Origin of the sequence: Aquimarina megaterium XH134 (assembly GCF_000520975.1) — a bacterium.
GTDB classification, from domain to species: domain Bacteria; phylum Bacteroidota; class Bacteroidia; order Flavobacteriales; family Flavobacteriaceae; genus Aquimarina; species Aquimarina megaterium.
Genome location: NZ_JACB01000006.1, coordinates 69802 through 95034 on the forward strand (window position 1 = coordinate 69802; position 25233 = coordinate 95034).

The window sequence follows — 25233 nt, forward strand, 5'->3', positions numbered from 1 at the left end:
ATACCTCTTAACAATTTAACAATGAGCGACAATACTAAAAAATGGTTTTCTCTAAACCTAAATAGCAAAAAGAAACAAAATACAGGTTCTTGCGGTTGTGGAAAAACATCTGGTGGATGCGGCTCTCATACTAAAGATCAAATTAGTGATAAAGAATTTGATGCTGCGGTAGATGCAGCTATTGGTGACGAACGCAAAAAAGATGGTTTTGACCAGGTTTTTGATGTACAAATGGATCGTCGAACTGCTTTTAGGAAATTAACCGCTAGTCTAGTTATCGGGGCCGGAGCAGTAAGTACATCTTGTAATCTGACTTCTGGAGAAGAAACCAAAGAAAAAGCACAAATCGATTGGGAAGAACAGTTTAAAGGCAATTACAAATTAATGACCGATGAGGAAAAAAAAGCCACTGTTGACCGATTAGTACGTTCCTATCAATTACGAAAAGGGAAAAATATAAGTATGTCTTCTAAAAATGCCGAGAAAGATGTGCTTTTTGGATATGCTTTTAACATCTCTAAATGCCAAGGGTACATGGATTGTGTAAGTGCATGCGTTGAGGAAAATAATCAGGATCGAAATTCGCAGATGGAGTATATTCGAATTCATGAAATGAAAGACGGAAAAGGTCTTAAGTTTGATGAAGCCGATGACAATTATTACCATGAAGTCCCGGCAGAAGGCCATTTTTATATGGGAACACAATGTTTTCATTGTGACAATCCCCCATGTGTAGAAGTTTGCCCTGTGCAAGCTACATGGCGTGAAGAAGATGGATTAGTAGTTGTAGATTATGACTGGTGTGTGGGCTGTAGGTATTGTATGGCAGCTTGCCCATATGATGGTCGACGATTTAACTGGAGTACTCCCGAAGTTCCCGAAAATGAGATTAACAAAAATCAACATTACTTAGGAAATCGTATGCGTAAAAAAGGGGTTATGGAAAAATGTACTTTCTGTGTACAACGTTCACGAGCTGGTAAAAATCCCGCTTGTGTAGAAGCTTGCCCAACAGGAGCACGAATTTTTGGAAACTTATTAGACCCTGACAGCACAATACGATGGGTTCTCAATAATAAAAAAGTATTTAGACTAAAAGAAGATCTTGGGACAGAACCTAAGTTCTGGTATTTTATGGATTAATAAAATTGCGTGAGGGATTGAAACGGCATCCTTTTCTGTTACTTCGAGTTGTCATTCGGAGCTTGCCGAAGGACGAGAAGTAAGTTAGAAAAGATATAGTGAAAAGCCCGACCCTATGGGCACGCCAAAAAAACAACACATGAAACGACTTAAAGTTTTTGGAAGTTTAGTTAAAGATAGCTTAGATACTACTACTCAAGGCTCAAAAAAATACCACATCTGGATGGCATTTTTGACTTTTGTTATGCTCATTGGGATGTATTGTTATTCTTTACAAATAGAACACGGCCTAAGTGTCACAGGAATGAACGACAGAGTAAGTTGGGGGCTGTATATTTCTAATTTTACATTTCTGGTTGGTGTTGCTGCAGCTGCAGTAATGCTGGTTATGCCAACTTACGTACTAAAAGATATTGATTTTAAACAAGCTGTACTTATTGGCGAGGGACTGGCCGTAGCTGCATTGATTATGTGCTTGGCTTTTGTTGTAGCCGATATGGGTGGGCCATCTGTATTGTGGCATATGATACCGGGAATCGGAGTCTTTAATTTTCCAGCTTCGATGTTAACCTGGGATGTTATTGTACTTAACGGATATTTATTTTTAAATATCTCGATCCCGTTTTACATTTTGTTCACACGCTATCAAGGAAAAGTGCCTAATCCAAAAATCTATGTGCCAGGAGCAATTTTATCTGTATTTTGGGCGGTAGCTATTCATTTGGTAACTGCATTTCTATATCAAGGCTTACAAGCTCGTCCTTTTTGGAATAATGCATTATTAGGGCCTCGATTCCTGGCATCTGCCTTTGCTGCCGGACCTGCCTTGATTATCCTTGTTTTGGCAATCATTAGAACATTTACCGAATTTAAAATAGAAGATAAAACAATCAAAAAAATTGGTATGATTGTTACTGTAGCAGCCCAAATCAACCTGATCATGTTAGTGTCTGAGTTGTTTAAAGAATTTTATGCCCCAACACATCATAGTGAAAGTGCATATTATCTATTCTTTGGTTTACACGGTAAAACAGCATTATTACCTTGGATATGGACAGCGATTCCTCTAAATGTTTTAGCAACTGTATTGCTAACTTTTGGTAAACTGCGTAACAATTTAAAGGTGTTATATTTTTGTTGTTTTATTCTCTTTATAGCCATCTGGATAGAAAAAGGGTTCGGTTTGATCGTTCCTGGTTTTATCCCAGGACCTTATGGAAAAATTTCGGAATATACTCCTACAGGAATAGAAATTGGAGTAACTCTTGGCATTTGGGCTTTAGGAGCTTTCATTTTTACCATACTTGCAAAAACTGCAATCAAAATAGAAACAGGGAAATTACAGTTTAGGAAAAAATAAATAAGGCCGAATTTTTAATAAAAATTCGGCCTTTTAGCATCTAATAACTCGTAGTTTAATGTGCGTAGCGCCTAACTCCGGTGAACAAAGTATCTTCATAATTATAAAGCTTTGGTACACAATCCAAAAACATATTTTGTTTTTGTGTTGCTATTTTTAGTTGTTTTCTAATATTTCGTAAAGTTCTCATGATGATTAGTTTTTGATCCCAAGGTATTGGGATGGATTGATAAATATATGTTATCTATATCGCCTTTTTGAATTCCAGGTATATCCGATAGGAGCGTTTAATTTTCTTGTGATTCTGTTACTGTTTATAGTTCTCATGATTTTTGTTTTTTGATTGATGTATAAATTGTTATATTTTTCTAATAGTTGTGCTTAAAATTATCTGTATCGTCTTTTCGAATTCCAGGTATATCCAATAGGAGCGTTTAATTTTCTTGTGATTCTGTTACTGTCTATAGTTCTCATGATTTTTGTTTTTTGATTGATGTATAAATTGTTATATTTTTCTAATAGTTGTATTTAAAATTATCTGTATCGTCTTTTCGAATTCCAGGTATATCCAATTGGTGCATTTAATTTTCTTGTGATTCTGTTACTGTCTATAGTTCTCATAATTTCTGTTTTTTTTGATTGATGTATAAATTGTTGATTTTTTAAATAATTGTGCTTAAAATTATCTGTAACGTCTTTTTGAATTCCAAACATAACCTTTGGTTGCTGTTAATTTTTTAGTGATTTGATTGTTGTCTAAAGTTCTCATAATTTCTGTTTTTATAATTGATGTATACCTACTAGACGTCGATAAATCATTTTTGTTACAGTACTATGTATAAAAAGGTACTATTTTAACAATTATTAACATTATAGAGCCATAAAAGCACTAATAAATTGGATATTCTCGCTAAGAATAGCCTTAATTAATAAAACCTGATAAATGTCATTTTTTTAGAAAATGTTCGCGCATACTTTTGACTCATAATCAAAAGTAAGTATGGGTGTAATCTATATACTCTTAACGATTAGTATTATCGTTGCCATCGTCTTTTTTATTAGCTTCATTATATCGGTCAGAAATGGTCAGTATGATGATGTCTATACTCCTTCTGTTAGGATGCTTTTTGATGATGAACTTATAAAGGAAAGTAAAGAAAAATCTTCGGAATCCACTAAAACTAAACAATCTTAATATGGAAATGGAACAATTCTATTACGATAATAAAATCGTAAAAAAATTCTTATATGCCACTCTATTATGGGGTATTGTTGGGATGTCTGTAGGCTTACTACTGGCGTTTCTATTTTTATTCCCTAATCTAACAGATGGAATCTCATGGTTAAGCTTTGGGAGATTAAGACCATTGCATACCAATGCTGTTATTTTTGCATTTGTTGGTAATGCTATTTTTGCAGGAGTATACTACTCTACCCAACGTTTGCTAAAAACCCGTATGTTTAATGATACACTTAGTAACGTTAACTTTTGGGCATGGCAATTGATCATTGTTGGTGCGGCTATTACACTTCCATTAGGGTATACCACTTCAAAAGAATATGCCGAGTTAGAATGGCCTTTTGATATTGCCATAGCTATTGTTTGGGTAGCTTTTGGATGGAATCTTATTGGAACCATTTTAAAAAGAAGACAACGCCATATGTATGTTGCAATATGGTTTTACCTGGCCACTTTTGTTACGGTTGCTGTTCTTCATATTTTTAATAGTCTTGAGTTACCGGTAAGTGCCTTAAAAAGTTATTCGGTATATGCAGGTGTTCAGGATGCTTTAGTACAATGGTGGTATGGTCATAATGCAGTTGCATTCTTTCTTACTACTCCTTTTTTAGGGTTGATGTACTATTTTATTCCAAAAGCTGCTAATAGGCCTGTGTATTCCTATCGATTATCTATTGTTCACTTTTGGTCTTTAATATTTATCTATATCTGGGCAGGACCTCATCACCTTTTATATTCGTCTTTACCAGATTGGGCACAGAATCTTGGTGTAGCATTTTCTGTTATGCTAATTGCTCCATCCTGGGGAGGTATGATTAATGGATTATTAACATTAAGAGGTGCCTGGGATAAGGTACGTACCGATCCTGTATTAAAATTTATGGTAGTTGCCATTACTGGTTATGGTATGGCCACTTTTGAAGGACCAATGCTATCTCTAAAAAATGTAAACGCCATTGCGCATTTTAGTGATTGGATTATTGCTCACGTTCATGTTGGTGCATTAGCCTGGAATGGGTTCTTAACCTTTGGGATGGCGTATTGGTTAATCCCAAGATTATTCAAAACCAAATTGTGGTCAACAGGATTGGCTAATGCTCATTTCTGGATTGGTACTCTGGGGATCATCATGTATGCATTACCGATGTATGTTGCCGGATTTGTACAAGCTTCTATGTGGAAACAATTTAATCCAGACGGAACACTTACTTACGGTAATTTCTTAGAAACTGTAAATGAAATCATCCCAATGTACTGGATGCGTGCCATAGGTGGAAGTTTATTCATCTTCGGAATGTTTATCATGTTATACAACGTTATTAAAACTATAAAAAATGGTAGTACTGTGACAGACGAGCTTGCAGAAGCTGCTCCGCTTACCAAAGTAACTAAACACAGAACCGCTAAAGAAGGATATCACACCTGGCTAGAAAGAAGACCTGTAAAACTAACCATTTTTGCTACTATCGCCATCTTAATTGGGGGTATCGTACAAATAGTCCCTACTTTAATGGTAGAATCTAATATCCCTACGATTACTAGTGTAAAACCATATACTCCTCTTGAGTTAGAAGGAAGAGATATTTACATTAGAGAAAGTTGTGTATCCTGTCATTCGCAGATGATCAGACCTTTCCGTAGTGAAGTAGAACGATATGGCGAATACTCTAAAGCTGGTGAATATGTCTATGATCATCCTTTCTTATGGGGAAGTAAACGTACAGGACCTGATTTAATGAGGATTGGAGGGAAATATTCTGATAACTGGCACTTAAATCATTTTTATGATCCGCAAACAACCTCATCGGGATCTATTATGCCAAGCTATAAATGGTTGATCAAAAACAAACTTGATCGTTCTCAAACTGAGGATAAAATGAATGCTATGGTGACTTTAGGTGTTCCTTATACTCCAGAAGAAATAGCCAGAGCACAACAATGGATGGATGAACAAGCAACTACAATAGAGAAAAATTTGTATACCGATCCTGATTTTGTAAAAACTTATGAAGCCGATAAAAAATATGCACAGGAAAACGGATTGGATTTTATCGAGATGCGAGATAGAGAAGTTGTAGCCTTAATTGCCTATATCCAAAGGTTAGGAACCGATATAAAAGTTAAAAACAAAGAAACCGTAGTTCAAACTAAAGAATAAACGCCATGCTAAAATTTATAAAAGGCCATATGGAAAGTATTGAAGGTATTGAAATCTATCCAATGATTTCACTTCTTATCTTTTTCATCTTCTTTGCTGCATTATTCTGGTGGGTTTTCACCGCAAAAAAAGAGCATATAAAAGAAGTAAGTCAAATTCCATTAGAAACTGAAAACGAAAACGTGTTATGAGAAGTACTGCATCCTATATAAGAATTATTACTTTTCTATTCCTAGCATACCTATTAATAGAATTAACTGTAGAATCAGGAGAACAATCTGCATTTATAGCACAACCTCTCACCTGGTTAGTATTAGGAATGGTTTTACTGTTTATTATAGCAATAGAAATTAGTTTAGAAGCATTAAGAAGTATCCTCTTTCGTTCTTTAAAACCTGATGCGCAAGAACGTTACATTCTGGCAGAAAAAGCTAAAAAAGAAAAACAATTTAAATGGATTAAAAGCATCTATTTAAAACTCCTCGATAGTAAGCCTGTAGAAAGTGAAGAAGAAATCATTTTGGATCACAACTATGATGGGATTAAAGAGCTCGATAATAATTTACCACCATGGTGGGTTTATATGTTTTATGCTACAATTATATTTGGTATAGTTTATTTGGTACGCTTTCATGTATACAATGATTATACTCAGGCAGAAGAATATGAAACTGAAGTAGCCGAAGCTAAAATTGCAATTGAAAAATACAAAAAAACGGCTAAAGATTTGGTAGATGTAAATACGGTTACATTACTAACAGATGCTTCTGATATTAATGCAGGAAAAGCAGTCTATACAACCAATTGTGTCGCTTGTCATAAGGCAGATGGCGGTGGAGGTATTGGCCCTAATCTTACTGATGAGTATTGGATTCTGGGAGGCGGAATTAAAAATGTATTCAGAACAATTTCTGAAGGAGGAAGAGATGGAAAAGGAATGGTTGCCTGGAAACAAACTCTAAAACCTGTTGAAATGGCACAAGTAGCGAGTTACATCATTACATTAGGAGGCACAACTCCCGCCGAACCAAAAGAAGCACAGGGAGAAATTTGGACTGATCCAGATGCGCAGAAATAAAAAAGTAGAAGGAAGAAATTCCTGAGTCTGTTTCGGATTTAACAACTGTAGTACTGAACGAATAAAATCAAAACCATTGGAAACACCCGAAAACGAAAGATTTAGAGATTCTATCGGCACCATAAACGAAGAAGGTAAACGTGCATGGGTGTATCCTAAGAAGCCTAGTGGTAAATATTACGATTATCGTAAATGGGTAAGTTATGGCTTACTAATATTTCTATTTGCTGCTCCTTTTGTCAAGATTAACGGCAATCAGTTTTTATTATTTAATGTCCTCGAACGTCGTTTTAATATTTTTGGAGCACCATTTTGGCCACAGGATTTTCATTTATTTGTCATCTCTATGTTAATAGGGGTTATATTCATTACCCTATTTACAGTCGCTTTTGGTAGATTATTTTGCGGTTGGGTTTGCCCGCAAACTATCTTTATGGAAATGGTTTTTCGTAGAATAGAATACTGGATCGAAGGTGATCGCGGAAAACAAATTCGCCTGAACAAACAACCCTGGAATGCAGAAAAGATTCGAAAACGCACTCTTAAATGGATTATATTTTTTATCATTTCGTTCTTAATTGCTAATATATTTTTAGCTTATTTGATCGGAAGCGATGTATTATTACGATATATCATTGATGGGCCATTACAACATATAAGTACCTTAATCTCCTTACTTATATTTACTGCTGTCTTCTATTTTGTATTTGCATGGTTTAGAGAACAGGTTTGTATTATTGCTTGTCCTTACGGGCGATTGCAAGGAGTACTACTCGATTCTAAATCAATTGTAGTTGCATACGACTATAAACGTGGAGAAAAAGAAGCAGGAAGAGCTAAGTTTAAGAAAAACGAAGATCGCATTTCTACCGGAAAAGGAGATTGTATTGATTGTTTTCAATGTGTGCATGTTTGCCCAACAGGAATCGATATCCGTAACGGCACACAACTAGAATGTGTAAACTGTACTGCCTGTATTGATGCCTGTGACCATATGATGGAAAAGGTAAACCTTCCGAAAGGATTAATACGATATGCCAGTGAAGATAACATTGCCAAAAAAGCAAAATTTAAATTCACCCCAAGATTAAAAGGATATAGTGCTGTTTTAATAATTCTAACCGGTGTTTTACTAGGAATGTCATTTTTAAGAAACGACGTAGAAGCAAATATCTTACGACTACCAGGGCAATTATACGAGAGAAAAGAGAATAATATCATTAGTAACGTGTACACCTATAAGTTGGTTAATAAAACTACGGCAGAAATTGAAGATGTTCGTTTTGAATTGATGTCCCATAAAGGAAAAATAGAACTGGTCACTCACAAAAATTTTAATGTCCCTAAGCAAGGAATTGCTGAAGGTACTTTATTTATTGAAATTAACGGTGCAGCGCTAAAAGGGGATAGTGACCGATTAAAAATCGGAGTATATAGCAACGACAAATTAATTGAAACGACAACTACCGCATTTTTAGGACCTAGAAGTTATAGATGATGAAAAGTATAAATTATAGTGGATTGTAGCCTTTGCCTGAATGACAAGTGTATTTTGATATTTTGTTCCTTTTTATCATTCTGGCATAGGCCCAACCCATAATCGAACTAAAGAAAAATATTATGAAAATAAACTGGGGAACCGCCATCGTATTAGTATTTATAGGGTTTATCTCTTTTATCCTATATTTTGTTGTGAAAATGAATACCAATACAAATTATGAGCACGATTTGGTAACAGAAGATTATTACAAACAAGAACTCGCTTTTCAGAATGAAATCGATGCTGAAGAAAACTCAAAAAACCTACTAAAAGACGTTATCGTAGAAAAAACAGCCAACGGTCTGGTAATTTCATTTCCAGAAGACAAAAACTATAGTGATATTTCTGGAACCATATCCTTATACAGACCATCGAATAAAAAGCTGGATTTCGAAATTCCTATTTCGCTCTCTGCTTCAGAAGTAATTATTGAAGATAAGGATCTATTAGAAGGACGTTGGAACATCACTGTCGATTGGAAATACGAAAACATTTCATATTTGTTTAAAAAATCATTTACATATTAAAAAATGCTTATCTCTGCATTCATACTTGGTCTATTAGGTAGTTTTCACTGTGTGGGAATGTGTGGTCCTATTGCCTTTATGTTGCCAGTAAATAAGTCTAATACTACTCAAAAATTCTTTCAAGTATTTTTATATCATTTTGGGCGATTATTATCCTATAGCATCATTGGATTATTCTTCGGAATCATAGGAAAGAGTTTAAATCTTTTCGGGCTACAGCAAAAATTATCTATTGCAGTTGGGGTTTTGATGATCATAATTGTAATGATCCCTTATCAAACTTTTTCTAAATATAATTTCTCAAAACCGATCTATAAAATTATCTCCAAAGTCAAAAATGCTCTGGGCGTAGCCTTAAAAAAGAAAACACCAGATACTTTTCTTTCTATTGGTTTCTTAAATGGTTTTTTGCCCTGTGGTTTGGTGTATATGGCTGTTTTTGGAGCTATTGCCTCTGGCCATATCCTTAAAGGTAGTTTATACATGACTTTTTTTGGGTTAGGAACCATACCCTTAATGACAATGGCTGTATATGCGGGGAATTTTTTAACCCGAAAAGCCCGACAACACGTTCAAAAAGTTATTCCGGTGTTTGTAGTCATAATTGGGCTATTATTTATCATACGAGGTCTTGGATTAGGCATACCATATCTTTCTCCCAAACCTGTAACCGAAATAGTTTCTGCAAATTTTGAGTGCCACTAACTACAGATTTTAGTAGATTATATTTTAATTATAATAGCACATTTAAGATCTGTATTTTATAGTACAATGACCTTAACAGAATACCCTTCTCTACTTGCCAAAACACATATTGTGACCTTTGTTACCGAAACAAAGAATGAAAAACGTTAAATTTATGAGGTAAAACAATAAGTGTTTGCCAAATGAAAAGACGAAACTTTGTTAAAAAAGCGGTATTAAGTTCTATGGTAACAGTCATAGGGTATGATATTGTTTTCGGGACTATAATGCCCAAGGGGTACAAACCACTGGGATTGCAAGGTTCAGATCCTTACAAAATGTTTAAAATGGATAAAGAAATGGTAATCTTAAATGATAAACCATGGAACATTGAGGCTAAAGCTCATTTATTGGATGATAAAGTGACTCCTAATAAATATATGTTTATTCGAAACAATGGTCTAATTCCTAATACTATAAATACCAAAAATTGGACATTAACTATTGATGGAGAATCTGTAGTCCAAAAGAAAGTATATACACTTGCCGAATTAAAATCAAAATTTAATCAATATACTTACCAACTAACTTTAGAATGCGGTGGTAACGGTCGTAGTGAATTTGACCCTCCCGCAAAAGGCAATCAATGGACTGTTGGAGCCGTATCTTGTGCAAAATGGACAGGCATTAGGTTACGAGATCTTCTTGAAGATGCCGGTATAAAGGACAATGCAGTGTATATTGGCTATCATGCTATCGACACTCACTTAAGTATGGACCCCAATAAAGAACCTATATCCCGAGGAGTTCCAGTAGCAAAAGCTTTTCAAGATGAAACATTATTAGCCTTTAAAATGAACGGAGAAGATATCCCATTGGCTCATGGGTATCCTTTACGTTTAATTGCTGGAGGATGGCCCGCTTCTGTTTCTGGTAAATGGATCAACAGAATAAGTTTACGTAACAAAGTGCATGATGGTACCAAAATGAAAGGGACTGCATATCGAGTACCTTGTGAACCAATATCACCTGGCAAAAAAGTAAGTGATGAAGATATGTGTATCATAGAATCGATGCCTATAAAATCTCTGATTACGTATCCCAAATCAGGAGCAATGATTAATGAAGGAAAAAAATTAAATATCAGAGGGCATGCCTGGGCCGGCGAATTGGAAGTCGGTAAAATGGAATATTCGATTGATTTTGGATCAACATGGGAAAAATGTTCAATAGAAAAACCTGTAAATCGACTTGCCTGGCAACATTTTTATGCGACTATTGATTTCCCGAAAAAAGGATACTATGAAATCTGGGCACGTGCCACAGACACACAAGGTGTTAGCCAACCCATGATTCTCCCAGGTTGGAATCCTAAGGGATACTTAAATAATGCTTGTCATCGTATTGCAGTAAAAATCATATAAATGGAGCAACAAAAACAGTTTAAATACTATGTAAAAGCCATTTATCGTCTTATGATGATACTATTCATTATGGTTGGTATAATCACTATTGGAGGGATTTATCTTCTTATTGATCCAACGTTATCTGTTTTAAAAAAAAACGAATCTAATTCGACATACCTTACAACTGCTGAAGGCAATGAAGATAAAATTGAAAATGGAATTCACCTAAGAACCGGCCTAGTTGAAGCCAAAGGGTTAATGGAAGTAATAAATAATTGTACTAATTGTCATTCGTCTAAGCTCATTATACAAAACAGGATGACTACAGAACGATGGGTAACAACGATACGGTGGATGCAGAAAACTCAAAACTTATGGGATTTAGGAACCAATGAAGAAATCATTATAAACTACCTTGTTACTAATTATCCTCCCAAGAAAAAAGGAAGGCGTGAAATATTAACAAATATTGAGTGGTATGATTTACAGGATTAGCAGCATCATAATTTTGGGAATACTTTTTTTTTCCTGTACAAAATCTAAGAATAAAGTAAAGGATGTGATTTCTAAAGAAACCAAAATAGATACAAAAACGTATTATAGTTCTAAACATCTAATAGAGGCCGAAGAATTAGTATCTCTTTCTAAACAACAACATATAAAAATAATAGATTTTAGAAAAGCAAAAGACTATGCCAAAAATCATATTAATGGGGCGATAAATATCTGGCGTACAGATATAGAAGATTCTTCATATCCGTATAAAGGGATGATGGCTAAAAAAGAAAGAATTGAGCAATTATTTAGTAGATTAGGTATTAAAAATAACGATACCTTAATAGTATATGATGATCGAGGATCTTGTGATGCTGCTCGCTTTTGGTGGGTACTTAAAAATTATGATTTTAAATCTGTGAAAATATTAAACGGAGGATTAATCTCTTGGAAAAAAGTAGGAGGCTTGATTAATAATCATACTGTATTAATTACTCCATCAACTTTTACACTTCCTAATAATAATACTTTTGAACTATATATTAGAAAAGAAGAAATCATTAAAGCCATAAACTCTAGTAAACAAGTCGTCATTCTAGATACCAGAAATATTGATGAATTTAGCGGTAAAAGACAAAAACAAGGAGCTTTTAAAGCAGGAAGAATTCCTAAAAGTATACTAATCGATTGGGCAGAAACCATAGATCATCAAGGAACACACAAATTTAAATCTTATGATAATTTAAATATGATTTACAGTAGAATGAGAGCTTCAAAAACAGATACTATCATCACATATTGTCATAGTGGAGTGCGCTCAGCACATACTGCCTTTATACTAACAGAGCTATTAGGTTACAAAAATGTAAAAAATTATGATGGTTCCTGGATAGAATGGAGTTATTTTGATGTTCTTCCATTTGAGCAAGATAGTACGACAACAATAAAGAATTAATTATGGAAAAATATATAAACGCATTTACCGACTCTTTTATAGGTAATGTACAATGGACCTGGAGATCAATACTATTTGAGGTTCCCTGGTACATGAATTATTTCTGGGGCCTTATTATTATATCACTAGTAGTATGGGGGTTAGAAATTGTTTTTCCGTGGAGAAAAAATCAATCCATTTTTAGAAAAGATTTTTGGCTAGATGGCTTCTATATGTTTTTTAATTTTTTCCTTTTTGCCATTGCCATAAGTGGTTTTTATAAGCTACTCGAAGTAGTTTTTATAGACATAGGGATTTCTGCAAAAACATTAACCATAATTGATGTTTCTAATCTTTCTACGTGGGTACAACTTCTATTGTTTTTTATTGTACTCGACTTTGTACAATGGTTTACTCATATTCTACTTCATAAGTATCCTTTTCTATGGAAATTTCATAAAATACATCACTCTGTTAAAGAAATGGGATTTGCAGCCCATCTAAGATATCACTGGATGGAAAACATTTTTTATAAACCGCTTAAAACTATTGGTGTAATGATCTTAGGTGGTTTTGAACCAGAGCAGGCTTATATTGTACATTTTTTGGCCATTACAATCGGTCATTTTAATCATTCGAATATAAAGATTACCTGGGGACCACTTAAATACATCCTCAATAACCCTGTCATGCATTTATATCATCACTCTTATGAATTACCAAAAGGCTCTTATGGTGTAAATTTTGGGATTAGTTTAAGCCTTTGGGATTATATCTTTAAGACCAATTATATTCCCGAAGATAGCGGCACAATAGCATTAGGATTTCCCGGGGATGAAAAAATCCCAAAAAATTTCATTGGTCAAATCATCTATGGTTTTAGAGCATCAAAACAGAAAAAAGAATAGTTTTTCAAGTTCTTAAGATAATTAAACGGTCATCGAAAACAACATAGTCTCTGGTATTTTGCGTTGTAATCTAAGGTCAAAAGCCATGCAAATATTACGAACAAAAGGTCTGCCTTTTTCTGTAACACTTATATGAGAATCATTAATTGTTAATAATTGATCTGCTTCTAATTCTTTTAAGTTCCGTAAAACCTCTGGTAGTTCTTTAAAATACATATGATCATCCTCCCATTTGGTATAAAAATGACACATCAAATTAAGAATATGTTTGCGTATGATCTGATCTTCTATGGTTAAAATATGTCCTCGATAGACAGGAATAATACCTTCTCTTACCAAATGTTGATATTCTTCTACTCCTTTTACATTTTGGGCAAAACCATACCAACTATCACTAATTGCAGATACTCCTAAACCAATCATTGCATGTGTTTTGGAAGCAGTATACCCCATAAAATTGCGATGTAGAGTTTGATTTTTCATAGATTGATATAGCGAATCATTTTTTAAGGCAAAATGATCCATTCCGATTTCTACATAACCTACTTCTGATAGTAACTTTTTCCCTACCTCATATTGTTTTCGTTTTTGCTCTCCTGTTGGGAGGTCTGATTCGTTAAAACCACGTTGCCCATTACCTTTCTGCCATGGCACATGTGCATAACTGTAGAATGCCAACCGATCGGGCAGTAGCTCTTTTGTCTTTAGGATAGTATGAACAACTGCTTCCTGAGTTTGAAAAGGCAGCCCAAAAATGATATCATGTCCTACCGAAGTAAAACCAATTTCTCTCGCAGTCTCTGTCACATATTTTACATTCTCAAAAGGTTGAATTCTATGAATTGCTCTCTGTACCGTTTCATTATAATCCTGAACTCCAAAACTTACTCTTCTAAAACCAACATCATACAGCGCTTGCAAATGTTCTCGAGTTGTATTATTGGGATGCCCTTCAAAACTTAATTCACAATCTTTTGCTTGTTCTACTCCCGAGAAAATACCATTAATTAAATATTGTAAATTATCTGGTGAAAAAAATGTAGGTGTGCCTCCTCCCAGGTGTAATTCTTTTATTCTAGGTTTAGTCTCAAAAATCTTAAGGTACAATTGCCACTCTTTTAAGATTGTATTTATATAAGGTTCTTCTACATCATGCCGTTTTGTAATACGTTTATTGCATCCGCAAAATGTGCACATACTTTCACAAAATGGCAGGTGGATATATAAACTAATCCCTTCTTCTTCATTACTTTCTACAAATGATCGTTGTATAGATGTTGTCCATTTTTTTAATGAAAAAGTATCTATATCCCAATAAGGAACAGTAGGGTAACTTGTATATCGAGGTCCCGGAATATTATATTTATGAATTAAATTTGCACACATTTTTTTTGTTTTTTGAACTATTCTTAGTTGTCAAGATGGTCAGCTTCAACTTAATTGGTTATATAAACCGACTATTTCTTCTTTCTTCATTTATAAGTCACTCATGCAATACCAAAAAAGGAATAGTAATGTGATAACTTATTTTTTCGACTGTAGGGTGAAATAAAATACGCTGGAAGAAATTGAGGTTTTTGGCAATCATAGTAATCATATCGATGTCTCTGCTTTCAACAAAACATTGTATAGCTTCTTCGATATTGGGGTTAGACAGGAAGTGAAAGCTATGCTCTATTTCATCAATAGAATCATCTAGAAAGTCTTTATTTTTTCTTTGACGATCGGTTAATTCTTGTTCTTTTTTGGCAACATGCAAAACCCGTAAAGCGGCTTCATTTAGCGTAAGAGTATCCATAATCGTATTTAACACTCTACTTTTGTATAACATATTATAATCTGTGGGAAATGCAATTTCTTTAGGTTTGGTATACTTGGCTTTTTCGGGTATTACCAAGACAGGGCACTTTACTTTTGTGATTACATCTCCTGTATTACTACCAATGGTTTTTTCTTTAATCCCCGAGGCTCCTTTGGTTCCCATTACAATAAAATCAATATTCTTTTCCTTGACCTGTTTTCTAATTGCATCTACAAAAAAGATATATTCATTAATTGTGAAAAAGCTATGTTTTGTATTTAAAGGTAGTTTCTCTATTCTCTTAAGCAATAATTGCATTTGCTCTGTATCACTTTGGGTACTTTTTTCTAAGACTGTTTTTTTTGAACCATACAAAGAATCTCCTCCTATCATTTCTTCAAAAGGAGAGACATGTAACAAATAAAAATTACATTTCACCCTTTTAAAAAATGATAATGCGTATGTAATCGCATTCCACGAATTTTCAGAAAAATCTGTAGGGATCAGGATGTTCTTCATTTTTAATACTTTCTAATACAACAAATGTATTAGGATGTACTCATGAAAAATATGACAAAAATCAGTTTGGGTGCTTTTGTATTTTTATTCTACTAACTGAAGGCCAGGTAAATCCAAAATTTTTATGTTACGTCCTTCAATTTCAATCAATCCATCTTTTTTAAAACTGGACAGTGTGCGTATCAAACTTTCTGTCGCAATCCCAGCAACACTAGCCAAATCATTTCTGGATATTTTTATACTATCTTCAGGTTTTTTATTCAATACATCGGCAAATTGAAGTATCGTTTGAGCTGTTTTTTTACGTACCGAACTATAGGCCATTTGTAATAATTGTTCTTTGATATCAGAAAGATTATCGGTAAGTAACTCCATTAATTCAAGAGAAATATTTTTACTCTTTTCTAATATCTCTTTTAGGTTATTTTTTGATATTCCTGCTAATTCTGAATCTTCGACTGCTGTTGCCGATTCTAGATATGGAGTATTATCTATAAACGAAGTGAACCCCAGAAAATCATCGGTTTTGTATAAAGTAGTGATTAATTCTTTACCATTCTCATCCATTTTATGGCTTTTAACAACTCCTTTTAAAATCAAATATATGTTATTAGAATGTTCTCCTTCTTCATAGATTACTTCTCCTTTTTTAAATTCAGAAATCTCACCATGATCATCAAAAAAATTCTTAAGCTCGTGTAAATTTCTAAGTCCGCTATCTTCAGAAGTATTTGTTGCTGATGTAGAAAATTCTTGGTCTTTAACAATTTTAGAGAGTAATGCTGCTTTTGCAAGACGACTTTCGATTGCACTCAATAGTTCTTCTTCTTCAAAAGGTTTGGTTAGATAATCATCTGCTCCCAGATCCATTCCTTTTCGAATCTCTTTATGTTCTGTTTTTGCAGACAAAAATATAAAAGGAATATGATTGGTTGCTATATCATAGGATAGTGCCTCAAGTACTCCATATCCATCAACTTCTGGCATCATGATATCACAAACAATGATGTCTGGCTTTTCTTCTTTTGCTTTGGTAATACCTACTTTTCCATTAGGAGATGTGATTACTTTATAATCCGAAAGCTCCAACAGTTCTGCGGTATTTTCTCTAAGTGCCGTATCATCTTCGATTAAAAGAATAGTTTTCATGATTCGTGGATATTGGTTGTAGGTATGGTAACAATGAATGTAGACCCTTGGTTTTCCTTACTTGTAAAAGTAATACTACCTCCCAGGTTTTCCAAATGACTTTTCACAATATTTAACCCAATACCTGTTCCTTGATCTAATAAGGCATTTTCTGCCCTAAAATATCGTTTAAAAATAAAGTCCTGTTCTTTTTTAGGAATACCAATCCCTTGATCAATAATCTTAAATGTAAGGATATCATCCTCGAAACATACCTGCAAATCAATTACAGTGTGTTCTCCAGAATATTTGATAGCATTATTAATTAAATTTGTAAGCACGAGTTCTAAAATCTTTTCATCAAACTCTATAACATAATCATCAATATCCTTAGGGTAATTTATTCTCTGTCCATCTTTAAGTAGCATATTAGCATCATAAACCACTTCATTGACCACTTTACTAAGTGGAAACTGGCTATACTTATAAGTTACTTTTCCTGTTTCGAGACGTTCGATAGATAAAAAATCATTAAGGATATTATCCAGGTATTTCACTTTATTTTTTATGGTATCGAGATGTTTTTCTCTTTTTTCTTGTTGCTCTGTTTTAGTATATTTTCCGGTAAGTGTGGCCGAAGTAAGAATACCACTTAGCGGTGTTTTAAACTCATGCGAAACAAGTGAAAGAAATTTTGTTTTTAACTCACTTAAATCTCTTTCCTTTTTTAAAGATTCTTTAGTTTGAGCTTCGGCTTCCATACGAAGTTTTACTTCTTCTTTTAATTCTTGTATGGTATGATGCAGTTCTTCTGTACGTTCTTCTATTTTTTGCTCTAGCTTAACATTTAAATCTTGTATTTGCTGTTCTTGTTGTTTTCGAAGTGTAATATCGATAACAAGAGCCATTACATAATTATTACCATAAATTGCAAATGGGTTTAAGCCTGCTTCTACAGGAAATACCGAACCGTCTTTTCGTATCCCAAAAAGATCTCGTCCTGCACCCATATTACGTTTTTCACTATGTTCTACAAAGCCTTCAAAATGCTTTTTATGACCGTGATGGTATTTTTTTGGTATCAGTGTATTAAGGTGTTTTCCTATCAACTCATCGGTCTCATAACCAAAAATAGTATTAGCAGATCCGTTAGTTGCCACTATTGTTTGTTTCTCATTCACCACAATGATACCTTCTGAAATGGCCTCAGAAAGTAATTTGAAAATGTTATTGTCTTTTTCGAAAACTTTCATGCTTCAAAAGTAATCATTTTGATTTGTTACCAGAACTGATTTATGTCATAAAAAATATGACTCAGTCTGATTACATTTATATTCATTAACCTATAATTTTTTATGATATGAATACTGCTCAAAATATAGGAATTACATTTTATCAAAACCTTGGCAAGCTATTTTATGCAATTGCTGCGTCGGATAAAATAGTTCGTAAATCAGAATATGATTCTTTACGAAAAATTGTAAAAACAGAATGGTTAAAAGTAGATGATATTGAAGATGAGTTTGGTGTCGATGCTTCTTTTCAAATTGAAATCGTTTTTGACTGGCTTGATTATGAAGAATTGAGTGCAGAAGAGTGTTTTATTCAATTCGAAACCTTTTTTAAAGAGCACCAATCTCGTTTTACCGATAAACTAAAACAATTAATCTGGAGTACAGCTAATGCTATTGCGGGCGCGTTTTCTGGTAAAAATAAATCTGAATTAATGATGCTTGGGCGATTGAAATTAATCTTTGAAAAACAGTAACTAATTTTTGATTAGCATATGGAGTTTATTGATTACTATAAAATATTAGGGATTTCAAAAAATGCTTCAGATAGTGACATCAAAAAGGCATATAGAAAATTGGCCAGAAAATATCATCCTGATTTAAATCCTAATGATAAAGAGGCTGAAAGAAAGTTTAAAGAGATTAATGAAGCCAATGAAGTATTAAGTAATCCCGAAAACCGAAAAAAATACGATCAATACGGTAAAGATTGGAAACATGCTGAAGAGTTTGAAAAAGCTAAACAATCAAAGCATCAACACAAAAGTACCGGGCAACAACATTACAGAAATTATTCAGAAAGTGATTTTTCTGACTTTTTTGAATCTATGTTTGGAGGCTCAAGAAGAAGTGCAACATATGGCAGAACCCGATATAGAGGTGAAGACTACAATGCAGAGCTACATCTTAATTTAATCGACGTTTATAAAACACATAAAAGAACGCTCACTGTTAACAAAAAAAATATTCGAATCACAATTCCTGCAGGAGTTGAAAACGGACAAACTATAAAAATCAAAAACCATGGAGGCCCAGGAATCCAAGGTGGGCCTAATGGTGACCTATATATCACTTTTGTTATCGATAACAAAACTCCTTTTAAACGCGACAAAGGCGACCTTTATTTGCATGCTGATATTGATCTATATACAGCAGTCTTAGGGGGTGAAATTATGATTGAAACTCTTGACGGAAAAGTAAAACTAAATGTAAAACCTGAAACTCAGAATGGTACCAAAATAAAACTAAAAGGAAAAGGATTTCCTATATATAAAAAAGAAGGACAATTTGGAGATCTCTTTATTACATATACTATCAAGATCCCAAAAAACCTGTCAGAACAACAAAAAGAATTATTTAGAACATTATCCAAGCTTTAAATGTATTATAATGACCAAAGGACATCTTATACCAGTATTAGAATTCTGCACACGCCACGAGATAGAATTCTCTTTCGTAAACTCACTACATGAGTTTGGATTAATTGAAATTATTACGATTCGGCAAACTGCATTTTTAAATTCTGATGAATTACCCAGAATCGAACAAATTATACTATTCAATAAAGAATTGGAAATTAACCTCGAAGGTGTTGAAGTTATTATGCGTTTATTAGAACGAGTTCATCAAATTCAAAACGAAATGAATATACTTAAAAACAAATTAGGACTATACGAAAATTAGCTTTCATAGCGGTTCAAAAACTTAATCTGTATAGATCAACTTTTTTAAAAAGTAGCTTAATTACAGGTTTTTTTAATTACACACTACATAACAAAAGGGTGGGTTTCATTCGAAACTCACCTTTTTATTCGTCAACCAAGCTGATCAATATCATATTTTTTAATGGTTCGCTATCTTACTTTTATATGAATTAAAAACTTTCGTATGAAAACTCTTATCGCTTGTATTGTTTTTTTAAGTTTCATCGCTTGTAAAAAACAAACGCCTATTCAAAAACCATCAGAGCAAAAAGAAACTGAACAACAACATACAGAACAAAAAGCAGAAGATACTGTATCTGTTTTTTCTGAAGAAAGCCTGGAGCTAGATCAGGAAAAAACAAAAGCTATAAAAAGAGAACGATTAATCACTGCCAGAGACGATAAAACTCAATTACAAGAATTAGTAGTTTCTAAAAGCTTCTTAAAAGAAGAGGATCTTTATGTCTTAGATTATCAATACCCCTACCTAAATGAAAAAATTGATCCTTCATATTCGGTATTTAATGATTTTATTTCAGAAAACTATCTGAATATTGAAAAAACCGAAAATCAAATTCTTGAAGACAAAGAGTTACTTTGTGATACTTTAAAAATCAATAGGTTTAGAGATAAAAGAATTATTGATTATAAAATCTATAGTGTAAAAAGTGATCGTATTAGTGTTGTCCTTTACAAAGAGAACTATTATTCTGGAATGCTATATTCTACATATCTCTTTGATTGTATAAACTTTGACCTTAAGAAACATAATTTCATTTATTTTGATGATTTCTTTGAAACTGGCACAGAAGAAGAAGTGTTTACTACTATAAATACAATTATAAAGGACGGTATTAGCTCTGGAGAATTGTATTATGATTGTTGGGAGCTTTCAAAAGGGGATTTTAAAGCTTATAAAAACAATTTTGTGGTAAATGATGATACCGTAGAATTTTATTTTGATGATTGCGTTATTTGTCCTTCCTATACGGGAACATATTCTATAGAAATCCCAATTAAAGACATAATGCATCTTATCAAAAAATATAATGACCGTCCGATAGTAAGTTAATTTCTTTAATTAAAAATTTTCTCGGCTCATTATTATAACTTAGCAAGTAAAAGAGAATAGATGAAAAGTAGTTTTAACAATATCATAGAATCAAAAACACCTGTATTAGTAGATTTTTTTGCAGATTGGTGCGGCCCCTGTAAAATGCTTGCTCCTATTCTTAAAGAGGTTAAAGATGAACTAGGAGATGCCATCAAGATTGTAAAGATAGATGTAGATAAAAATCAACCTTTGGCATCAAAATATCAGGTTCGTGGTGTTCCTACAATGATTTTGTTTAAAGATGGTAAACAACTTTGGAGACAATCCGGAGTATTGCAAAAAAATGATTTGCTTGGCATAATAAATTCACACCAATAACCATGGCACTCAATACATATATAGATCACACATTATTAAAAGCCAATGCTACAGTTGACGATATTAAAAAACTCTGTGCAGAAGCAAAAGAACATCATTTTTATGCAGTTTGTGTGAACAGTTATTATGTTGGTTTGGCAGAGAGTGAATTAATGCACACAGACGTTAATATAGCTGCTGTAATAGGTTTTCCTTTAGGAGCCACCATCACCAAAGCAAAAGTATACGAAGCCCAACAATGTATTGATGAGGGTGCAAATGAAATTGATATGGTACTTAATATCGGACTATTAAAATCTGGATATTATAAAATCGTAGAAGAAGAAATAAAAGCAATAAAAAAAGCGATTGGAAAGCATGTTTTAAAGGTAATTTTTGAAAACTGCTATCTCACAGACGAAGAAAAGAAAATCGCCTGCCAATTATCCCTTAATGCTGGGGCAGATTTTATAAAAACATCAACAGGTTTTGGCACTGGTGGTGCCACTATAGAAGATGTACAACTTATGAAAAATGAAGTAAAAAATGCAATGCAAATAAAAGCTTCTGGAGGAATCAGGGATGCAGAAACAGCAAAACAATATATTGATTTAGGTGTATCCAGAATAGGAACCTCATCTGGGATCACTATAGTAACTTCAAAATAAAACAAGATGAGTTTACATATTGCAGCACAACCGGGAAACATAGCAGAAACCGTCTTATTACCAGGAGATCCTATGCGTGCAAAATGGATTGCACAAACCTTTCTCGACAATCCGATCTGTTATAACGAAGTTAGAGGAATGCTAGGGTATACCGGAAGTTACAAAGGTAAATCTGTCTCTGTACAAGGAACCGGAATGGGGATTCCCTCTGCTCTTATCTACAGTCATGAGCTTATTAATGACTACGGGGTTAAGAATTTAATTCGCGTAGGCTCTGCAGGTTCATATCAAAAAGATATTAAGCTTAAAGATATTGTTATTGCAATGGCAGCTTCTTCTACTTCGAATATCAATACTGCCCGATTTATAAATTCAGACTACTCTCCTACTGTAGATTTTGAATTATTTATGAAAGCAATACAATATGCAAAAGATAACAACATTCCTATTAAAGCGGGAAATGTATTATCCTCTGATGAATTCTACGAAGATGATCCTGATTCATATAAGCGTTGGGCAGAATTTGGAGTGCTTTGTGTCGAAATGGAAACAGCCGGATTGTATACTATTGCAGCAAAACATAATGTTAAAGCCTTAGCCATTTTAACGATATCTGATTCATTAGTCACAGGAGAAAAAACTTCTTCGGAAGAAAGAGCAACTACTTTTAATAAAATGGTTGAAATTGCTCTAGGCACTCTTTAAAACACCTTGTAATATAGTAATAGTTACCCCACAGGCTTAAAAGCCTGCGAGGTTTTTTTGATTTATATTTTAAATGTGATCACGGGCTTGTTTGCATGGTTTGCTATATCCTCGCCTATACTTCCATTAAAGAAATGTGCCAAACCACGACGACCATGGGTCGGAATCGCAATGATATCTGCATTAATCTTTTTACTATAATTAAAAACTCCACTTTCTACACTGTAATCATTAAAGTAGGTTACCTTATCATACATATCCAGATTACCAGAATCTGCTTTAAAAAGAAATTCTTTTACTCTTTCTTCTATTTGATCCGAACTTCTAAATTGTTCTCCCGGTAGATTAACATATAGCAAATGTATATTAGCATCCAGAGCATTAAATAACTTGATCGCATTATGATATGCTTTAATATTTTCTATCTTAAAATCACAGGCAAATACAACTTCATTTAAAGCAAAATTATCTACAGGATTCTTTATTACTAATACAGGGATGTCGGATGTACGTACTACTTTTTCTGTATTTGATCCTATAAACACCTCTTCTCGTAAACCGCTAACACCATGAGACCCCATAACAATTAGGTCTGCTTCATTTTCATGGGCAACTTCATTAATTTCGCTAAAAATCTTATAGTTTTGTACAGTCTCTGTAACCTGAATACCTTTTAGGTATTCTTTGTCTAGAAAAGTGCTAAACCTTTTTTCGGCAAGTTTCATATAATACATTGCTTCATTTGCCTCCTGAGTTTCATTTTTAATCAATACAGCTTCAGACAATCCCAGCATATGCAATACTATGATTTCAGCATTTTGTTGTTTCGCTAATAGTGCTGCAACCTGTAATGCGTATTCTGAATATTCTGAAAAGTCTATGGGTACAAGAATTTTTTTCATAATTAACTGTTTTTATACAATCAAAATTAAGCGATGTTAATGCTAATTAAAATGATAATTATCATATCAATACAATACATAACATGTCTTAAAAATATTTTTTATAGTATCTTTAAATATTACTACACACAATGCAAAAACATTATAATATTACAGTAAAAGGAAAGGTGCAAGGAGTCTGGTATAGAAAAAGCACACAAGAAAAAGCCATAGCGCTGAAAATTGCAGGAAACGTAAGAAATCTTCCTAACGGAAATGTTTACATAGAAGCCGAAGGAGATAAAAACCAACTTAACCTCTTATTAGAATGGTGTGCTATAGGTCCGGAATTTGCAAAAGTGGATGCTATATCTTTTGAAGAAGGTGACTTGCAATTTTTTAAAAACTTTGATATTTTGCGTTAGGTAAGTTTACAATTCTTCATTAGGAATATTTTTTATTTACCATAAATAGGGTCAATTCCAAAATGTATAAAACAACAAAGCCTACCAGAGTCTCCTCCTAGCAGGCTTTGTCAACTAACCAATCAATTATTGAAAAAACTTAGCATTACATGCAGCTCAATAGGACTGCATTACTTTTTTATTTTAATTTTTTGCCAATTCATATCTGCTTTCTTTTGCAACTTTGGAGCATCTTCTTTTATCCATTTATCCAATGTGTTAATTCCCCATGCATTATAAAACAGGTATAACTTACCATCTCTTACTTCAAAGGTTTTAGGGTTTATATCTACTTTTTCACTATTTACTGCTACCGCATAGGCGCAATATCCTCCATACTGTGGAACATATCTATCTGGATTATTTTTAAACTTTTTTAGATTTTCCTGATTTGCAAATTTGTAGTTTACTTTATCATGAGTTGCTATAAATTTACTATTCCCTTTAACTGCTTTGTTATTAAAGTATTCTGTTACATCATATCCCTCTGCTACAAAATCTTTATTCGTATTATAATCTACTTGTTGAGCACTTACAGTTGCTATAAAAACAAAGAATAGTATGGTTATGTATGGTTTCATGTATTCGTTTTATTACACTCTCACACATTAAGTCGTAAAAAAACTTAATCATTACACTTTTAACATAATTATAAGGTAATTAAGCTATTATAGCAGAAAATTAGTAGTTTCTGGATATGGTATAAGAGCACTAATCAATAGACTAATGCTATCTTTTGCTATTAAGGTAATGGATAACAATGTAGCAGTAACTACTACAGCAGAAGCTACATTATTTTGTTGAATATCTTTAAACTCATTTACTCCTTTGGTAAGGGCAGAAAAAAGTAAAAAAACCGAAGTATTAATAAGCAGGGCAAATATAAATCCGATACATAGATACAAGCCAGAATATTGAATAATTTCTCCGAGCATGATTTCATTTTCTCCAGACATCGATAGTCGAATCATATTGGTTATCGATGGGATAATCTCCCCCAGAATCATACCTATCGACAAAATAATTCCTGCAGCAAAAACAGAAAAAGCCATATTATCTTCTCTAAAGGAAATATTCTTAAAAAACACTCTTTGCAGGATTTTAAAAGAAATAAACAATATGAGTACAGAAACGACAATAGCAAGTACTATTTCTATAAAAGCAAGGGTTAATAGTTTCGTTTGCATG

30 protein-coding genes are annotated in these 25233 nt (G+C 33.4%); 21 read left to right on the forward strand and 9 right to left on the reverse strand.

Translation table 11 applies throughout. From position 1 onward, the window contains the following. Window positions 1-21: 21 nt before the first annotated feature. Both Z053_RS0107130 and dsrP read left to right on the forward strand, forming a co-directional pair. Window positions 22-1143, forward strand: coding sequence for a 4Fe-4S dicluster domain-containing protein (locus Z053_RS0107130; protein WP_025664356.1), 1122 nt, complete (start codon window positions 22-24; stop codon window positions 1141-1143). Between the two features lie 139 nt (window positions 1144-1282). Beyond that, the gene (dsrP, locus tag Z053_RS0107135; protein WP_025664357.1) at window positions 1283-2503 is read left to right on the forward strand and encodes a sulfate reduction electron transfer complex DsrMKJOP subunit DsrP; all 1221 of its coding nucleotides are present in this window, start codon (window positions 1283-1285) and stop codon (window positions 2501-2503) included. Between the two features lie 55 nt (window positions 2504-2558). Here dsrP and Z053_RS32065 read toward each other — a convergent pair whose 3' ends face one another. Next, window positions 2559-2693, reverse strand: coding sequence for a hypothetical protein (locus tag Z053_RS32065; protein ID WP_255518921.1), 135 nt, complete (start codon window positions 2691-2693; stop codon window positions 2559-2561). A gap of 344 nt (window positions 2694-3037) precedes the next feature. Beyond that, the gene (locus Z053_RS28060) at window positions 3038-3217 is read right to left on the reverse strand and encodes a hypothetical protein (RefSeq protein ID WP_035095421.1); all 180 of its coding nucleotides are present in this window, start codon (window positions 3215-3217) and stop codon (window positions 3038-3040) included. Window positions 3218-3503: 286 nt separating this feature from the next. On the opposite strand from Z053_RS28060, the gene ccoS reads away from it, so the two are divergent. From ccoS to Z053_RS0107190, 11 genes are all read left to right on the forward strand, one after another. Further along, entirely contained in the window at window positions 3504-3698 is a 195-nt protein-coding gene (ccoS, locus tag Z053_RS0107140) for a cbb3-type cytochrome oxidase assembly protein CcoS (RefSeq protein ID WP_024768150.1), read from the forward strand. Between the two features lies 1 nt (window position 3699). After that, window positions 3700-5901: a cytochrome-c oxidase, cbb3-type subunit I gene (gene ccoN / locus Z053_RS0107145; protein ID WP_025664358.1), complete on the forward strand. Its 2202-nt coding sequence runs from the start codon at window positions 3700-3702 to the stop codon at window positions 5899-5901. Window positions 5902-5906: 5 nt separating this feature from the next. Continuing rightward, window positions 5907-6092 carry a CcoQ/FixQ family Cbb3-type cytochrome c oxidase assembly chaperone gene (locus Z053_RS0107150; RefSeq protein WP_024768152.1) on the forward strand — a complete coding sequence of 62 codons (186 nt, stop codon included), beginning with the start codon at window positions 5907-5909 and terminating at the stop codon, window positions 6090-6092. Then, on the forward strand, window positions 6089-6979 hold the full coding sequence (locus Z053_RS0107155; RefSeq protein WP_025664359.1) for a cbb3-type cytochrome c oxidase N-terminal domain-containing protein: 891 nt from the start codon (window positions 6089-6091) through the stop codon (window positions 6977-6979). Before Z053_RS0107150 ends, Z053_RS0107155 begins: the two co-directional genes overlap by 4 nt. Window positions 6980-7055: 76 nt before the next feature. After that, a complete protein-coding gene (gene ccoG / locus Z053_RS0107160; protein WP_025664360.1) occupies window positions 7056-8477 on the forward strand; it encodes a cytochrome c oxidase accessory protein CcoG in 1422 nt (473 codons plus the stop codon). A 122-nt stretch (window positions 8478-8599) separates the two neighbouring features. Further along, on the forward strand, window positions 8600-9046 hold the full coding sequence (locus tag Z053_RS0107165) for a FixH family protein (RefSeq protein WP_025664361.1): 447 nt from the start codon (window positions 8600-8602) through the stop codon (window positions 9044-9046). Window positions 9047-9049: 3 nt separating this feature from the next. Then, entirely contained in the window at window positions 9050-9751 is a 702-nt protein-coding gene (locus Z053_RS0107170) for a sulfite exporter TauE/SafE family protein (RefSeq protein ID WP_025664362.1), read from the forward strand. 182 nt (window positions 9752-9933) lie between these two features. Then, a complete protein-coding gene (locus Z053_RS0107175; RefSeq protein WP_025664363.1) occupies window positions 9934-11154 on the forward strand; it encodes a sulfite oxidase in 1221 nt (406 codons plus the stop codon). Further along, the gene (locus tag Z053_RS0107180) at window positions 11155-11631 is read left to right on the forward strand and encodes a hypothetical protein (protein WP_025664364.1); all 477 of its coding nucleotides are present in this window, start codon (window positions 11155-11157) and stop codon (window positions 11629-11631) included. Beyond that, window positions 11615-12586: a sulfurtransferase gene (locus Z053_RS29925; protein WP_025664365.1), complete on the forward strand. Its 972-nt coding sequence runs from the start codon at window positions 11615-11617 to the stop codon at window positions 12584-12586. Before Z053_RS0107180 ends, Z053_RS29925 begins: the two co-directional genes overlap by 17 nt. A gap of 2 nt (window positions 12587-12588) precedes the next feature. Continuing rightward, on the forward strand, window positions 12589-13473 hold the full coding sequence (locus tag Z053_RS0107190; RefSeq protein ID WP_025664366.1) for a sterol desaturase family protein: 885 nt from the start codon (window positions 12589-12591) through the stop codon (window positions 13471-13473). Window positions 13474-13494: 21 nt separating this feature from the next. Here the strand turns inward: Z053_RS0107190 and hemN are convergent, their stop codons facing one another. The 4 genes from hemN to Z053_RS0107210 all read right to left on the reverse strand — a co-directional run bounded on the left by hemN (window position 13495) and on the right by Z053_RS0107210 (window position 18174). Continuing rightward, a complete protein-coding gene (gene hemN / locus Z053_RS0107195) occupies window positions 13495-14859 on the reverse strand; it encodes an oxygen-independent coproporphyrinogen III oxidase (RefSeq protein ID WP_025664367.1) in 1365 nt (454 codons plus the stop codon). A 97-nt stretch (window positions 14860-14956) separates the two neighbouring features. Beyond that, a complete protein-coding gene (locus Z053_RS0107200; RefSeq protein ID WP_025664368.1) occupies window positions 14957-15793 on the reverse strand; it encodes a universal stress protein in 837 nt (278 codons plus the stop codon). 84 nt (window positions 15794-15877) lie between these two features. After that, the gene (locus Z053_RS0107205; protein WP_025664369.1) at window positions 15878-16942 is read right to left on the reverse strand and encodes a response regulator; all 1065 of its coding nucleotides are present in this window, start codon (window positions 16940-16942) and stop codon (window positions 15878-15880) included. Then, the gene (locus Z053_RS0107210) at window positions 16939-18174 is read right to left on the reverse strand and encodes a PAS domain-containing sensor histidine kinase (protein ID WP_025664370.1); all 1236 of its coding nucleotides are present in this window, start codon (window positions 18172-18174) and stop codon (window positions 16939-16941) included. The genes Z053_RS0107205 and Z053_RS0107210 overlap by 4 nt, the downstream gene beginning before the upstream one ends. A gap of 107 nt (window positions 18175-18281) precedes the next feature. Between Z053_RS0107210 and Z053_RS0107215 the strand changes: the two genes are divergently transcribed. The 7 genes from Z053_RS0107215 to deoD all read left to right on the forward strand — a co-directional run bounded on the left by Z053_RS0107215 (window position 18282) and on the right by deoD (window position 22700). Beyond that, window positions 18282-18689, forward strand: a complete 408-nt coding sequence (locus Z053_RS0107215; RefSeq protein ID WP_025664371.1) for a hypothetical protein — start codon at window positions 18282-18284, stop codon at window positions 18687-18689. Window positions 18690-18707: 18 nt separating this feature from the next. Further along, window positions 18708-19592 (forward strand): DnaJ C-terminal domain-containing protein, encoded by an 885-nt coding sequence (locus Z053_RS0107220; protein ID WP_025664372.1) that lies wholly within the window; start codon window positions 18708-18710, stop codon window positions 19590-19592. 10 nt (window positions 19593-19602) lie between these two features. Beyond that, entirely contained in the window at window positions 19603-19896 is a 294-nt protein-coding gene (locus tag Z053_RS0107225; RefSeq protein ID WP_025664373.1) for a chaperone modulator CbpM, read from the forward strand. A 204-nt stretch (window positions 19897-20100) separates the two neighbouring features. Continuing rightward, complete coding sequence (locus Z053_RS0107230) at window positions 20101-20988, forward strand: RsiV family protein (RefSeq protein WP_025664374.1); 888 nt, start codon at window positions 20101-20103, stop codon at window positions 20986-20988. A 60-nt stretch (window positions 20989-21048) separates the two neighbouring features. Next, window positions 21049-21348, forward strand: a complete 300-nt coding sequence (gene trxA, locus Z053_RS0107235) for a thioredoxin (protein ID WP_025664375.1) — start codon at window positions 21049-21051, stop codon at window positions 21346-21348. Between the two features lie 2 nt (window positions 21349-21350). Then, complete coding sequence (gene deoC / locus Z053_RS0107240) at window positions 21351-21995, forward strand: deoxyribose-phosphate aldolase (RefSeq protein WP_025664376.1); 645 nt, start codon at window positions 21351-21353, stop codon at window positions 21993-21995. A gap of 6 nt (window positions 21996-22001) precedes the next feature. Further along, a complete protein-coding gene (gene deoD / locus Z053_RS0107245) occupies window positions 22002-22700 on the forward strand; it encodes a purine-nucleoside phosphorylase (protein ID WP_025664377.1) in 699 nt (232 codons plus the stop codon). A 62-nt stretch (window positions 22701-22762) separates the two neighbouring features. Here the strand turns inward: deoD and Z053_RS0107250 are convergent, their stop codons facing one another. After that, on the reverse strand, window positions 22763-23602 hold the full coding sequence (locus Z053_RS0107250) for a universal stress protein (RefSeq protein ID WP_025664378.1): 840 nt from the start codon (window positions 23600-23602) through the stop codon (window positions 22763-22765). 131 nt (window positions 23603-23733) lie between these two features. Between Z053_RS0107250 and Z053_RS0107255 the strand changes: the two genes are divergently transcribed. Continuing rightward, entirely contained in the window at window positions 23734-24006 is a 273-nt protein-coding gene (locus tag Z053_RS0107255) for an acylphosphatase (RefSeq protein ID WP_025664379.1), read from the forward strand. Between the two features lie 170 nt (window positions 24007-24176). On the opposite strand, the gene Z053_RS0107260 is transcribed toward Z053_RS0107255, so the two are convergent. Both Z053_RS0107260 and Z053_RS0107265 read right to left on the reverse strand, forming a co-directional pair. After that, window positions 24177-24626 (reverse strand): YHS domain-containing (seleno)protein, encoded by a 450-nt coding sequence (locus Z053_RS0107260; protein WP_025664380.1) that lies wholly within the window; start codon window positions 24624-24626, stop codon window positions 24177-24179. An 87-nt stretch (window positions 24627-24713) separates the two neighbouring features. After that, on the reverse strand, window positions 24714-25232 hold the full coding sequence (locus tag Z053_RS0107265; protein WP_025664381.1) for a DUF350 domain-containing protein: 519 nt from the start codon (window positions 25230-25232) through the stop codon (window positions 24714-24716). Window position 25233: the final 1 nt, after the last annotated feature.

Coding starts and splice junctions, on each gene's coding strand:
- Z053_RS0107130 (WP_025664356.1), top strand. CDS start 22: ATGAGCGACAATACTAAAAAATGGTTTTCTCTAAACCTAAATAGCAAA.
- dsrP (WP_025664357.1), top strand. CDS start 1,283: ATGAAACGACTTAAAGTTTTTGGAAGTTTAGTTAAAGATAGCTTAGAT.
- Z053_RS32065 (WP_255518921.1), bottom strand. CDS start 2,693: ATGAGAACTTTACGAAATATTAGAAAACAACTAAAAATAGCAACACAA.
- Z053_RS28060 (WP_035095421.1), bottom strand. CDS start 3,217: ATGTTTGGAATTCAAAAAGACGTTACAGATAATTTTAAGCACAATTAT.
- ccoS (WP_024768150.1), top strand. CDS start 3,504: ATGGGTGTAATCTATATACTCTTAACGATTAGTATTATCGTTGCCATC.
- ccoN (WP_025664358.1), top strand. CDS start 3,700: ATGGAAATGGAACAATTCTATTACGATAATAAAATCGTAAAAAAATTC.
- Z053_RS0107150 (WP_024768152.1), top strand. CDS start 5,907: ATGCTAAAATTTATAAAAGGCCATATGGAAAGTATTGAAGGTATTGAA.
- Z053_RS0107155 (WP_025664359.1), top strand. CDS start 6,089: ATGAGAAGTACTGCATCCTATATAAGAATTATTACTTTTCTATTCCTA.
- Z053_RS0107165 (WP_025664361.1), top strand. CDS start 8,600: ATGAAAATAAACTGGGGAACCGCCATCGTATTAGTATTTATAGGGTTT.
- Z053_RS0107170 (WP_025664362.1), top strand. CDS start 9,050: ATGCTTATCTCTGCATTCATACTTGGTCTATTAGGTAGTTTTCACTGT.
- Z053_RS0107175 (WP_025664363.1), top strand. CDS start 9,934: ATGAAAAGACGAAACTTTGTTAAAAAAGCGGTATTAAGTTCTATGGTA.
- Z053_RS0107180 (WP_025664364.1), top strand. CDS start 11,155: ATGGAGCAACAAAAACAGTTTAAATACTATGTAAAAGCCATTTATCGT.
- Z053_RS29925 (WP_025664365.1), top strand. CDS start 11,615: ATGATTTACAGGATTAGCAGCATCATAATTTTGGGAATACTTTTTTTT.
- Z053_RS0107190 (WP_025664366.1), top strand. CDS start 12,589: ATGGAAAAATATATAAACGCATTTACCGACTCTTTTATAGGTAATGTA.
- hemN (WP_025664367.1), bottom strand. CDS start 14,859: ATGTGTGCAAATTTAATTCATAAATATAATATTCCGGGACCTCGATAT.
- Z053_RS0107200 (WP_025664368.1), bottom strand. CDS start 15,793: ATGAAGAACATCCTGATCCCTACAGATTTTTCTGAAAATTCGTGGAAT.
- Z053_RS0107205 (WP_025664369.1), bottom strand. CDS start 16,942: ATGAAAACTATTCTTTTAATCGAAGATGATACGGCACTTAGAGAAAAT.
- Z053_RS0107210 (WP_025664370.1), bottom strand. CDS start 18,174: ATGAAAGTTTTCGAAAAAGACAATAACATTTTCAAATTACTTTCTGAG.
- Z053_RS0107215 (WP_025664371.1), top strand. CDS start 18,282: ATGAATACTGCTCAAAATATAGGAATTACATTTTATCAAAACCTTGGC.
- Z053_RS0107220 (WP_025664372.1), top strand. CDS start 18,708: ATGGAGTTTATTGATTACTATAAAATATTAGGGATTTCAAAAAATGCT.
- Z053_RS0107225 (WP_025664373.1), top strand. CDS start 19,603: ATGACCAAAGGACATCTTATACCAGTATTAGAATTCTGCACACGCCAC.
- Z053_RS0107230 (WP_025664374.1), top strand. CDS start 20,101: ATGAAAACTCTTATCGCTTGTATTGTTTTTTTAAGTTTCATCGCTTGT.
- trxA (WP_025664375.1), top strand. CDS start 21,049: ATGAAAAGTAGTTTTAACAATATCATAGAATCAAAAACACCTGTATTA.
- deoC (WP_025664376.1), top strand. CDS start 21,351: ATGGCACTCAATACATATATAGATCACACATTATTAAAAGCCAATGCT.
- deoD (WP_025664377.1), top strand. CDS start 22,002: ATGAGTTTACATATTGCAGCACAACCGGGAAACATAGCAGAAACCGTC.
- Z053_RS0107250 (WP_025664378.1), bottom strand. CDS start 23,602: ATGAAAAAAATTCTTGTACCCATAGACTTTTCAGAATATTCAGAATAC.
- Z053_RS0107255 (WP_025664379.1), top strand. CDS start 23,734: ATGCAAAAACATTATAATATTACAGTAAAAGGAAAGGTGCAAGGAGTC.
- Z053_RS0107260 (WP_025664380.1), bottom strand. CDS start 24,626: ATGAAACCATACATAACCATACTATTCTTTGTTTTTATAGCAACTGTA.
- Z053_RS0107265 (WP_025664381.1), bottom strand. CDS start 25,232: ATGCAAACGAAACTATTAACCCTTGCTTTTATAGAAATAGTACTTGCT.